The sequence below is a fragment of the Mesorhizobium sp. M4A.F.Ca.ET.090.04.2.1 genome (assembly GCF_003999085.1).
In the GTDB taxonomy this organism is placed as follows: domain Bacteria; phylum Pseudomonadota; class Alphaproteobacteria; order Rhizobiales; family Rhizobiaceae; genus Mesorhizobium.
In genome coordinates, this window is the sequence record NZ_RZOT01000133.1 from 1 (window position 1) to 11932 (window position 11932).

Genomic DNA, 11932 nt, shown 5'->3' on the forward strand with positions numbered 1-11932 from the left:
GGCGTCATCCGCGCCTTCGACGATGATCTTGCCGCCGACGATGAGCGGCGCCGAGGTCGAATAGTAGTAGCCCGACTTCGGATACGGCATGTTGGCGAGCAGGTTCAGCGTGCCGCCCTCCGCAAAGGAGGCACACACCTGTCCGTTCGCGGCGTCGAGCGCGATCAGCCGCGCGTCGGAGGTCGGCAGATAGACGCGCGCGGCGCATGGCTGGCCGGCGGCGATCTTGCCGTCGGCATAATAGGACACGCCGCGGCAGGTCTGGTGCTGCCGGTTGGGATCGAGCTTGATCTTCGGGTCGAAGCGCCATTTCTCCTTGCCGCTCGCCGCATCGATGGCGATGGCGAAATTATGCGGCGTGCAGATGAAGAGCGCGTCGCCGATCTTCAGCGGCGTCACCTGATAGGTCGTCTCGCCGATGTCGTCCGGACCCTTCACGTCGCCGGTGCGGTAGGTCCATGCCGGCTGCAGCGAAGCGACATTGTCCACGGTGATCTGGTTGAGCGGTGAAAAACGCTGGCCGTAGGGCGTGCGGCCGTAGAAGTGCCACTCGCCTTCCGGCACATTGCCGCCGAGATCTGCCGTCGGCGTCACCTTGTCGGCGTTAAGCTCGCCGGCAATGTCCCTGGGATCGGCGGTCATCGAATAGCCGGCCACGGCTAGCGAGGCCAGCACCGCCAGGATCAGCGGCGCGCGCCCGTCTGGACCGCTAAGCCCTCGCCTCGCCCATGGTGTCAAAAGCCACAGCGCCAGGAGCACGATGACGCCGCCGCGCGGGCCCAGATCCCACCAGTCGAAGCCCGCTTCCCAGACCGCCCAGCACAGCGTGCCGATCACGATCGCGGCATAGAGCCAGAGCGCAATGGAATTGCGCCTGAAGAGCAGCAAGGCGGTGATGAGGAAGGCAAGGCCGACGATCACGTAGTACCAGCTACCGCCCAGCACCGCCAACTGGATGCCGCCGCCGCCGAGAACCAGACCGATGAGAGCAAGGACCACAGCGGTGAGGATAGTTGCCACAACGACACTCCTTCATGCGCAGCAGGCGGGCGATCGAAAACCGCTGTCACGAAGCACAACCGTAACGCGCCTTCGATTCTGTTTCATCTCGCCGCCGCAGTTTTCGGCCCCCCTGCGTGCGGTGTCAAATCAGCACGGCATAAAGTAAGCATCACCCCGGCCGCTCACGCCGACTTGACGAAGCCTGGCATCTGCCATTCTTCTGCCAGTTATTTGGCAATGCTATGCTTTGCCGATGAAAGCCGAGGCCGCCTTGCTGCTGGAACGGGCCCGTCACGCCTATGAGCAACGGGACTGGGCGGATGCGTTTGAGCTGTTGCGTGCAACGGACGATCTGGCACCGCTGGGCCCGGACGATCTGGAACGGCTGCTCTGGTCGGCCGCCATGCTCGACCGCGACCAGGACAGCCTGGCCGCCGGAGACCGTTTGTTCGAGACCTATGTCGAAGCCGGCCGCTACGACCGCGCAGCGTATTGGGCATTCTTCCGCGGCTTCCGGCTTCTGGCCTTGGGCGAGGAAGGCCACGCCAGCGCCTGCATCCAGCAGGCTCAGCGCTTGGCCGACGGCTTCGGCCGCGAATGCGCCGCGCATGGCTATTTGACGCTGCTGGCGGCCCAAAAGGAGCTCATGACGGGAAATGATCCGGCGGCGGAGCGGCTGGCCAGTCAGGCGCTGGCGATCGGCGAGCGCTGTTGCGACGTCGACCTCGTCGCCTTCGCCAGATGCTATCTCGGCCGCGCGCTTGTGCGGCAGGGCCGGATCGACGAAGGCATCGCCTCGCTCGACGAGGCCATGCTGCCGGCGGTCGACGGAAAACTTTCGCCCATCGTCACCGGCCTGATCTACTGCAACCTCATCGCAGCGTGCCGGCAGGTCTACGCGCTCGACCGCTCGCGCGAATGGACCGAGGCGCTATCGAACTGGTGCGGCGCGCAGCCGCAGCTCGTCCAGTTCAACGGCGTCTGCCTTTTGCACCGCGCCGAGATCATGGAACTGAACGGCGCCTGGCAGGATGCAATCACGGAGGCCCGCCGCGCGACGACGTCATTGGCCCATACCACCGCCAGCGAGGCGGCGGCCGGAGCGGCCTATCAGGAGGCCGAAATCCATCGTCTGCGTGGCGAATTCGCCGCCGCCGAGGACCTTTACCGCACCGCCAGTCGGCTCGGGCTCGAACCGCAGCCCGGCATGGCGCTGCTGCGGCTGGCGCAGGGCCGGGCCGAACAGGCTGCGGCAACCCTTCGCCGCGTGCTCGCCACGACCAAGGCTCCACTCGGCCGCGCCCGCCTGCTGCCGGCGCGGGTAGAGATCATGATCGCAGCCGGCGCAATCGAGGAGGCACGCGACGCCTGCCAGGAGCTGGAAGCGATCGCCACCCGTTTCGCGACCGACATCCTGGCGGCGATGGCCTCGCAGGCGAGAGGCGAGATCGACTTGCACGAAGGCAGCGCCGCGACCGCGCTCGGCCATTTCCGCGCCGCGCTGACGACCTGGCAGCGTGCCGGCGCTCCCTATCTCGAGGCGCGGCTGCGCGTGCTTGCAGGGCAGGCCTGCCGCATGCTTGGCGACGAAGACGGCACCGAGCTCGAATTCGATGCCGCCCGCGCCGTTTTCGCCACGCTTGGCGCCGCGCCGGAACTTGCCCGCGTCACGGCTCTGGTCGGGCCGGCCAGTTCGCGCCCGCACGGCCTGACCGGGCGCGAGATCGAAGTCCTTGGCCTGGTCGCCACCGGCAGGACCAACAGGTCGATAGCGACCGAGCTCGGCCTCAGCGAAAAGACCATCGACCGGCATCTCAGCAACATCTTCGACAAGCTGGCGGTCAACTCGCGCGCCGCCGCGACAGCCTACGCCTTTCAGAACGGGCTCATCTGACCCAGAAAAACATCTGACCTGAGGGCATGGGGGAAAATCCCCATCGCATTTTCTTCCGCCGTGAGGTGTCTCCCCGAAGCGCCGCCGCGCCGTTCCGCTATTTCTGGTCCATGACTGACGAACCAAATGGAGCGATCATGACCCCGACTTCGACATCCGGACCGGCCACGATGCAGGGAATGCGCGGCCGTCACAACATTCGCATCGCCGAGACCAGGACACGCGCCGGCACGCTGCTGGAACCGGGAGCGGCCTTCATGCATCTGGAGGCCGATGCGCTGCGGGCAACCGGCAGCGATATGCCATCAGGCGACGAAACGCGGCCTGCTCTCAGGGAAGAACATGTCGACGTCGTGGTCATAGGCGCCGGCCAAAATGGCCTTTCCGTTGGCTATCACCTCGCCCGCAAGGGGGTGAAGTTCGTCATTCTCGAGGGCCGCGAACGCGTCGGCGACATCTGGCGCTCGCGCTGGGATTCGCTGCGCCTGTTCACGCCGGCGCGCTTCGACGGTCTGATCGGCATGCCCTTCCCCGCTGCCCGCTATTCATTCCCGACCAAGGACGAGATGGCCGACTATCTCGAGGCCTATGCGCGGAGGTTTGCCTTGCCGGTGCGCACCGGCGTCAAGGTCGACGAAGTAACCCGCTCCGGCAAGCTCTACGTCGTCACGGCCGGCCAGACCCGCTACATCGCCAGGCACGTCGTCGCCGCGGCCTCGAGCTACCAGAAGCCGAAGATCCCGGATTTCGCGGCGTCGCTCGATCCGTCAATCCGGCAACTGTCCTCAAGCGCCTACAAGAATCCCGTGCAGCTCAATCCGGGCAGCGTGCTTTTGGTTGGCGCCAGCAATTCCGGCGCTGAAATAGCCATGGATGTCGCGGGAACGCACCAGGTCTGGCTGTCGGGCCGCCACCCAGGCCACATCCCGGTCGCCTACAATGGCTCTTTCGCGATGCGCGCGGTCCTTCCGTTCGTCTTCCGCATCGTTTTCCACCGTCTGCTTACGGTCGACACGCCGATGGGCCGCAAGGCGAAGCCGGGGCATCTTTCTCATGGCCTGCCGCTGATCCGGGTCAAGCGGCAGGATCTGGACGGCGCCGGCGTCCGCCGGGTCGCCCGCGTCGCCGGTGCCCGCAACGGCAAACCGCTGCTCGACGACGGCCAGCTTCTAGACGTTTCGAACATCATCTGGTGCACCGGGTTCCGGGCCGGGCTCGATTGGATCAAGCTGCCGATCTTCGACGACAGCGGCCGGGTCAAGCAATATCGCGGTGCCGTCGAAGGTGAGCCGGGACTGTATGTCTGCGGCCTGCATTTCCAGCATTCGCCCTCCTCCACCATGATCCATGGCGCGGCGCGCGATGCCGGCTACGTGGCCGACAAGATCGGCGAGCGCATGCGGGCAGCCGCCGGATGAGGCACGACAAGGATTTGAGGCAATTGCCGAGGCCGAAGAGACACCGCGCTCGGCAAATCCTGTCGCTAACCAGAACAAAACGGAGACACTTCTGGTCTTTCGCTGCCGAATCACTACATTCGGGGGCAATGTCCGGGTTTTCGGAAGACATGCCCTTCTTTGACGAACCGAATGCGCGGCCCACAGCAGCCCCGTCCGGCATAGCTGCGCGCGCCATGGCCGCCCGCAGCGGCCAAAACAGCGCGCCCGATTATCTGAAGGGGCTGAATCCCGAGCAGCGGCTGGCTGTCGAAACAACCGAAGGCCCTGTTCTGGTGCTGGCCGGCGCCGGCACCGGCAAGACGCGCGTGCTCACCACGCGCATCGCTCACATCCTCGCCACCGGCAAGGCTTTCCCCTCGCAGATCCTTGCCGTCACCTTCACGAACAAGGCCGCGCGCGAGATGAAGCAGCGCATCGGCCATCTGATCGGCGAAGGCAGTGTCGAGGGCATGCCGTGGCTCGGCACCTTCCACTCGATCGGCGTCAAGCTGCTGCGCCGCCACGCCGAGCTTGCCGGGCTGAAATCCGATTTCACCATCCTCGACACCGACGACGTCGTGCGTCTGATCAAGCAGCTGATCCAGGCCGAGGGGCTGGACGACAAGCGCTGGCCGGCAAAGCAGTTCGCCCAGATGATCGACGGCTGGAAGAACAAGGGCCTCGGCCCCGCCGACATCCCCGAGGGCGACGCCCGCAGCTTCGCCAACGGCAAGGGCCGCGAGCTCTACAAGGCCTATCAGGAGCGGCTGCAGACCCTGAACGCCTGCGATTTCGGCGACCTGCTCTGCCACCCGATCCGCATCTTCCGCGCCTATCCGGACGTGCTGAAGGACTATCACAAGCGCTTCAAATACATCCTCGTCGACGAATACCAGGACACCAACACGGCCCAATACATGTGGCTGCGGCTCCTGGCGCAGCGGCCGCAATCCTCCCCCCTTGAGGGGGAGGTGCCCGCGAAGTGGGCGGAGGGGGTCGCCGCAGAAGGCACCGCCCGGTCATCGAGCACAGGGGCGTCGAGCACTGCCGCGAGGACCCCACCCGACCGGGCTTCGCCCGGCCACCCTCCCCTCAAGGGGGAGGGGAATTCCCGCCCGGCCACCGTCAACATCTGCTGCGTCGGCGATGACGATCAATCGATCTATGGCTGGCGCGGTGCCGAGGTCGACAACATCCTGCGCTTCGACAAGGATTTCCCCGGCGCCACCATCATAAGGCTGGAGCGCAACTACCGCTCGACCGCGCATATCCTCGGCGCCGCGTCGCATCTCATCGCCTTTAACGAAGGCCGCTTCGGCAAGACGCTGTTCACCGACCGAAACGACCCCGAAGACGACAAGGTGCATGTCCATGCCGCCTGGGATTCGGAGGAAGAGGCGCGCGCCGTCGGCGAGGCGATCGAGGCCTACCAGCGTCAGAAGCACAATCTGAACGACATGGCGATCCTGGTCCGCGCGTCCTTCCAGATGCGCGCCTTCGAGGACCGCTTCATCACGCTCGGTCTGAACTACCGCGTCATCGGCGGCCCACGCTTCTACGAGCGCATGGAAATCCGCGACGCGCTGGCCTTTTTCCGCGTCGTCGCCAACAGCGGCGATGACCTCGCTTTCGAGCGCATCGTCAACGTGCCGAAGCGCGGGCTCGGCGAAGCCACCATCCGTCAGATCCACGACACGGCGCGCGCTCTCCGTATCCCGATGCTGGAAGCTGCCGGCAACCTCGCTGAAAGTGACGAGCTGAAGCCGAAGCCGCGCGCCGCCCTGCGCGAGGTCGCGGCAAATTTCGAGCGCTGGCAGAAGGCGCTGGAGACCACGCCACATACCGAGCTCGCCGAGACCATATTGGAAGAGAGCGGCTACACCGACATGTGGAAGAACGACCGCTCGGCGGAAGCTCCGGGGCGGCTGGAAAACCTCAAGGAGCTTGTCCGCTCCATGGAGGAGTACGAATCGCTGCGCTCCTTCCTCGAACATGTGGCACTGGTGATGGAGGCGGAGCAGAGCGAGTCGCTCGACGCGGTCTCGATCATGACGCTGCATTCGGCCAAGGGCCTTGAATTCGAGACAGTCTTCCTCCCCGGCTGGGAGGAAGGACTCTTTCCCCATCAGCGCGCGCTCGACGAAGGCGGCCGCTCCGGGCTGGAGGAAGAGCGCCGCCTTGCCTATGTCGGGCTGACGCGGGCGAAGAAGAACCTGCACATCTGGTTCGTCTCCAACCGCCTCATCCATGGCCTCTGGCAATCGACGATCCCGTCGCGCTTCCTCGACGAATTGCCGGAAGCCCATGTCGAGATCGCCGAGAGCGGCAATTCCTATGGCGGCTACGGCAACAACTATGGCGGCGGCTCGTTCGCATCCGGGCGCGGCGGCCGGCAAAACCCCTACGGCGCCTCGCGCTTCGACAATGTCGGCGAGGAAAAATCCTTCTCAAACACCTATTCGACGCCGGGCTGGCAGCGCGCGCAGGCCAACCGCACCGAGGCCACCGACCGCAACTGGGGCACGCGCTCCGGCCACCAGGTCGAGCGCATCGGCTATGGCGAGACGGACTCAGGCTACGGCGCCGGCCGCACCTCGGTCAAGGGCCGCACCATCGACGGCGAGCTGGTCGCCAAATCCGTCGCCGACAAGCCGTCGGCCTTCAGCGTCGGCGACCGCGTCTTCCACCAGAAATTCGGCAACGGCAACATTGCGGCAATCGAAGGCAACAAACTGACCATCGACTTCGACAAGGCCGGCCAGAAACGCGTTCTGGACGGGTTTGTCACCGGCGTTTGAGTAGCCTCACCGATACCGCGCCTGGTTCCATTTATGGCCGAGCAGCGACAGGATGATGATTAGCCCGTTGAAGAACTGCACGTAGAAGCCGCTCAGCCCCGCCGCCACGACACCGGTCTGGATGAACGACACGGTCACCGCGCCGATGGCGCCGCCGACCACCGTGCCGATGCCGCCCCAGGTCGGCGTGCCGCCGACGAACACCGAGGCCAGCACCGGCAGCAGATAGCCGTCGCCGGCCGTTGGCCACCAGGTGAAGTTGATCATCACCGAGAAGGTGCCGGCGATCGCCGCCCCGATGCCGGTGAAGACGAACACCTTGACTTTGACGCGCTTGACGTCGATGCCCATCTGCTTGGCGCTGTCCGGATTGTCGCCGACCACCCTCACCTGCGCGCCGAAGCGGTGGCGGTTGTAGAGCAGCGCCGAGAAAACGACGAAGGCGATGGCCCAGAAGATCTGCACCGGGATGCCCCAGAGCTGGCTCGAGAAGATCTTGTAGGCTGAGCTGTCGGCAAGGCCGGTCAGCGCCGTCGACCTGCCCTCGTTGATAATCTGGATCAGGCCGCGCAGCAGGAAATTCATGCCGAGCGTGGCGATCAGCGACGACAGTCCGCCATAGACGACCAGCGAGCCGACCAGGAAGCCGAGCAGCGTACCGGTGACCAGCGCGGCGGCGATGCCGAGGAACGGATCGTAGCCGGCCTGCACGACCAGCGCGAAGACCCATGAGGCAAAACCCATCGTCGCCGGGAACGACAGGTCGATCTCGTCGCAGGTGACGACGAAGACCAGCGGCACGACCACGAACAGCGCAACGGGAAGCGTCGTCAGCACCGAACTGTAGAGATACCAGGTGGTGAACACCGTCGGATTGGCGATGATGAACACCGCCATCATGAAGATGAACACGCCGAGCGTGCCGAGCGCGGCGCGGTTGTCGATGACGAAGCCGCGCAGCCAGTGGTCGGATGGATGGCTCCATTCCTTGCCTGCCTGGCCGCTTGTTCTTCCCAGGGGAGATTGCAGATCGGGTTCCATGGCCTTGCTCATCGCGCTCCCTGCTCCGCTTCGCCCGCCTCGTGCAGTCCGGGCAGGCCGCCCGGATGCGCCACGTCTTCCATGAAGTTGATGAGATCTTCCGCCGACTTGATCTGGCTGCGGTCGGCGGTCAGCGCCACCTTGCCGCGGTCGAGCACCACGAAGCGGTCAGCAATGTCGAATACGTGGTGGATGTTGTGGCCGATGAACAGGATCGAGCGGCCGCTCGCCCGCACCTGGCGCACGAAGTGGAAAACCTTGGCGGTCTCGGTCAGCGACAGCGCCGTCGTCGGCTCGTCGAGGATGATCAGCTCTGCCTGCTTGTAGATGGCGCGCGCGATCGCCACGCCCTGGCGCTCGCCGCCCGAAAGCTGGCCGACGATCGAATGCGGCGTGAACACTTTCGAGGTGAAGCCGATCTCGCGCATCAACCGGCTTGCCTCCTCGATCTCCTTGCCGACCTTCAGCCAGCCCATGAAGCCGGTCAGCTCGCGGCCCATGAAGATGTTGCGCACGATCGTCTGCTGCACGGCCAGCGCCCGGTCCTGGAACACCGTTTCGATGCCGGCGTCGCGCGAGCGCGCCGCGCTCCATCCGCTGACCGGCTTGCCGCGCACCAGGATCTCGCCGCTGGTCGGCTTGACCACGCCTGACAGGATCTTGATCAGCGTCGACTTGCCGGCGCCATTGTCGCCGATCAGGCCGACCACCTCGCCGCGGTCGACGCTGAGGTTGACGCCGCCAAGCGCATAGACCTGGCCATAGGACTTCTTGATGTCGCGCAGTTCGATGATGCGTTCGCCCATGCGATCCTCGCTCGGATTGTCTGTCTTGCCGGCCTCCTCGCCGGCGGTCCCGCCGGCCGGGCGAAATCCCGGCCGGCAGCCTTGGGAGGTCAGCGCAGCGCCTGCTTGGCCAGCTCGGCGACGATCTCGTAATTCTGCGGCGTGACGAAGCCGGCGCCGGTGTCGACATTCATCGGCGCGAGGCCCAGCACCACCTGCTGGCAGAGGCTGAGGATAGGCAGATAGCCCTGCATGAACGGCTGCTGGTCGGCCGTCAACTGCACCCAGCCACCCTTGAAGCCCTCGACGATCTGCGGGCTGGTGTCGAAGCCGAAATTGAAGATCTCGCCTGCCTTGCGCCCCGCCGCCTGCATGTAGGTCGGCACGTTGCCCAGCATCTGTCCGCCGGGATAGCCAACCGCCTTGACGTCGGGATGGTTGAGCAGTGCCGCAGTGATCACCGGAATGGCGAGGTTGGGGTCCGACGCCCATTCGCCGCTCGGCGGCGAGGACAGCTGGATGACCTCGACGCCGGCCTCCTTCAGCGCCGCGACCGTGCCGCGCTCGCGCGCGCCGCGGCTCTCGTTTTCGAACGGGCCGATCATGATCGCCTTGTCGCCGGCCTTGAGCCCGGCCAGCTTGAACGCCTCGGCGCCGAGCGCGCGGCCCTGCTGCTCCTGCTGCGCGCCGACATAGCCGCCGCCGAACGCCGCCACCACCTTCGGCACCGGCACGTTCTGGTACATCATCTTGATGCCGTCCTTGTGCGCCTGCTCGGCCAGCGGCATGATCGCGGCGTCGCCCGGATGGCCCATCATAGCAATGCCCTGGGGCTTGACCGCAACCGCCTCGCGCAATTGCTGCACCATCTTCTCGACGTCCCACTGGGAGAAGATGTAGTCAACCTTGGGGCCGAGATCGGCCGCCGCCTGCTTGGCGCCATTATAGACGATGGTACCGAAGGCGTCGCCCTCGGCGCCGCCGACGAAGAAGCGGATGTGGACGTCCTTGCACCATTGGGCGTCGAGCGCCTGCGCCGGCAAGGTGGAAATGGCGGCGGCAAGCGCCGTGGCGGCGGCCACGACAGTCGTGCGCAGTAGTGTCGTTCTCAACGCGATGCTCATGCACGTTCCTCCCTTTGTTTCCTCGCCAAGCGAGGGTTTTCGACATTCGTTTCGGCAGTGCGCCGCAAAACTGGCCGGCCGGCTCCTCCCGCCGGCCACTCACGTCAAATTTGGCCTCACATCGGATTTGGCAGGTAGCTGGCACCTCCCCTGCATTGCTTGAGATAATCCAGCGCGCGCACTTGCCCGGTGATCTCCAGGTCGTCGCGATAGACCGGGTCGTGCCAACCCTCGATGTCGATGGCGCCCTTGTAGCCGGCCAGCCGCAATTCGCTGATCACCCGCGTCCAGTCGCTGTCGCCGAAGCCCGGCGTGCGCATCTGCACGAAGGGCAGCCGGCCGAACACGCCGTGCTCGCGGATGACGTCCCAGCGCACGGTGGCGTCCTTGCCGTGGACATGGAAGATGCGCGGCGCCCATTTGCGGATCTGCGGCATCGGGTCGATCAGGTAGACGAGCTGATGGCAGGGTTCCCATTCGAGGCCGAGATTGTCATCCGGCAATTCATTGAACATCAGCTCCCAGGCGTCGGGATTGTGGGCGATGTTCCAGTCGCCGGCAGCCCAGTTGCCGTCCATGGCGCAATTCTCGAAGGCGATGCGCACGCCCTTGTCCGCGGCGCGCTTCGCCAGCGGCCCCCAGACCTCGCGGAAGCGCGGCAGGCTGTCGGTCAGCGGCTTGCCGCGGATGCGGCCGGTGAAGCCGCTGACCGTGGAAGCGCCGAACAGATGCGCATGGTCGATGACCGTCTCCCAGGCCGCGAGCACGCCGCGATCGACCTCGCCGCTCTCCAGCGGATTGCCGAACACGCCGATCGACGAGATGGTGACGTCGGCATCGCCGATCGCCTCGCGGATCTGGCCGGCGAGCCGCGGCAGGTCCTTGCCGCCAAGCGTCTGCCAGAAGAACGGCTGGATGCTCTCGAAACCGAGCGGCAGGATCTGTTTGATGTAGGCCGCCGGGTCGTCGAGATTGGCCCTGACCATGGTGCCGATCCTGATGTCAAGGAGCGGGTTTGCCATCATTGCGCTTCCCTGGCGATCGCAACCCTGCGTCCGGTCTCGGCGCTTTCGATCGCGCCGAAGACCATGGCCAGGCTGTTGATGTTGTCGGTGCCGCGCGTTTCCGGCTCGGTGCCGGTCTCGACCGCATGCATGAAATCCCTGATGATGCCGAGATGACCGTCGACGCGGTCGAATGCGTCGAGCGGCGGCACATCGATCGGCTGGGTTTTGTCGAACAAGCCGTCGCGGCCCGGCGTCACAACCTCCGCCTTAAGCCCGTCAAACCCGTCCCAGAGCAGGCTGCCGCGCTCGGCGACGATGCGCCAGCTTCCTTCCCAGCTGGTCCGGAAGCCGTCGGCGCACCAGCTGCCCGCATAGGTGAAGACCTTGCCGCCGCCGAAATCGAAGACGGCGCTGGCCGACGATCCCTGCCGGTACCAGGAACTGGCCGGCTCCCACTCCTGGCAGTAGACGCTGGCCGGCTTGCCGGCGGCCATGTAGCGGGCGGCATCGAAGGTGTGGATCGCCATGTCGAGCAGCAGCACATGCGCCATCTCCTCGCGAAAGCCGCCGAAATGCGGTGCGACGAAGAAATCGGCATGGATGCTGGTCGGCTTGCCGATGGCGCCCGAGTCGAGAAAGCGACGGATGCGCCGGACATTGGCGACATAGCGCCGGTTCTGCACGACGGCATGAACACGCCCGGCGCGACGCGCCGCCTCGACAATGGCGCGGGCATTGTCCGGAGTGTCGGCCAGCGGCTTTTCGGTGAGCAGATGGCAGTTGTGGGCAAAGGCCGAAAGCGCGACGTCACGGCGGGCGGCGGGAACGACGACGTCGAACAC

At 65.6% G+C, this 11932-nt stretch carries 8 protein-coding genes and 1 pseudogene; 3 read left to right on the forward strand and 6 right to left on the reverse strand.

The genetic code is table 11. The features are described 5' to 3' along the window. Positions 1-1020, reverse strand: a pseudogene (locus EN781_RS12010) (PQQ-binding-like beta-propeller repeat protein); the annotation flags it as partial. 235 nt (positions 1021-1255) lie between these two features. Between EN781_RS12010 and EN781_RS12015 the strand changes: the two are divergent. From EN781_RS12015 to EN781_RS12025, 3 genes are all read left to right on the forward strand, one after another. After that, positions 1256-2896, forward strand: coding sequence for a helix-turn-helix transcriptional regulator (locus tag EN781_RS12015; protein WP_126053935.1), 1641 nt, complete (start codon positions 1256-1258; stop codon positions 2894-2896). Positions 2897-3033: 137 nt separating this feature from the next. After that, on the forward strand, positions 3034-4314 hold the full coding sequence (locus tag EN781_RS12020; RefSeq protein WP_245455443.1) for an FAD-dependent oxidoreductase: 1281 nt from the start codon (positions 3034-3036) through the stop codon (positions 4312-4314). A gap of 128 nt (positions 4315-4442) precedes the next feature. Next, complete coding sequence (locus EN781_RS12025; RefSeq protein ID WP_126053934.1) at positions 4443-7133, forward strand: UvrD-helicase domain-containing protein; 2691 nt, start codon at positions 4443-4445, stop codon at positions 7131-7133. A gap of 6 nt (positions 7134-7139) precedes the next feature. Here the strand turns inward: EN781_RS12025 and EN781_RS12030 are convergent, their stop codons facing one another. The 5 genes from EN781_RS12030 to EN781_RS12050 form a co-directional block, all read right to left on the reverse strand. Beyond that, positions 7140-8186: an ABC transporter permease gene (locus EN781_RS12030; protein ID WP_126053933.1), complete on the reverse strand. Its 1047-nt coding sequence runs from the start codon at positions 8184-8186 to the stop codon at positions 7140-7142. Further along, positions 8183-8980: an ATP-binding cassette domain-containing protein gene (locus tag EN781_RS12035; protein ID WP_126053932.1), complete on the reverse strand. Its 798-nt coding sequence runs from the start codon at positions 8978-8980 to the stop codon at positions 8183-8185. The genes EN781_RS12030 and EN781_RS12035 overlap by 4 nt, the downstream gene beginning before the upstream one ends. Before the next feature lie 89 nt (positions 8981-9069). Beyond that, complete coding sequence (locus tag EN781_RS12040; RefSeq protein ID WP_126053931.1) at positions 9070-10083, reverse strand: substrate-binding domain-containing protein; 1014 nt, start codon at positions 10081-10083, stop codon at positions 9070-9072. A gap of 116 nt (positions 10084-10199) precedes the next feature. Further along, the gene (locus EN781_RS12045) at positions 10200-11108 is read right to left on the reverse strand and encodes a sugar phosphate isomerase/epimerase (protein WP_126053930.1); all 909 of its coding nucleotides are present in this window, start codon (positions 11106-11108) and stop codon (positions 10200-10202) included. After that, on the reverse strand, positions 11105-11932 hold an 828-nt coding region (locus EN781_RS12050), incomplete at its 5' end, for a Gfo/Idh/MocA family oxidoreductase (protein WP_145965487.1). The genes EN781_RS12050 and EN781_RS12045, both read right to left, overlap by 4 nt.

Bases quoted from the DNA above. Each gene is read 5' to 3' on its own strand.
- EN781_RS12015 (WP_126053935.1), top strand. From the start codon at position 1,256: ATGAAAGCCGAGGCCGCCTTGCTGCTGGAACGGGCCCGTCACGCCTAT.
- EN781_RS12020 (WP_245455443.1), top strand. From the start codon at position 3,034: ATGACCCCGACTTCGACATCCGGACCGGCCACGATGCAGGGAATGCGC.
- EN781_RS12045 (WP_126053930.1), bottom strand. From the start codon at position 11,108: ATGATGGCAAACCCGCTCCTTGACATCAGGATCGGCACCATGGTCAGG.
- EN781_RS12025 (WP_126053934.1), top strand. From the start codon at position 4,443: ATGTCCGGGTTTTCGGAAGACATGCCCTTCTTTGACGAACCGAATGCG.
- EN781_RS12040 (WP_126053931.1), bottom strand. From the start codon at position 10,083: ATGAGCATCGCGTTGAGAACGACACTACTGCGCACGACTGTCGTGGCC.
- EN781_RS12030 (WP_126053933.1), bottom strand. From the start codon at position 8,186: ATGAGCAAGGCCATGGAACCCGATCTGCAATCTCCCCTGGGAAGAACA.
- EN781_RS12035 (WP_126053932.1), bottom strand. From the start codon at position 8,980: ATGGGCGAACGCATCATCGAACTGCGCGACATCAAGAAGTCCTATGGC.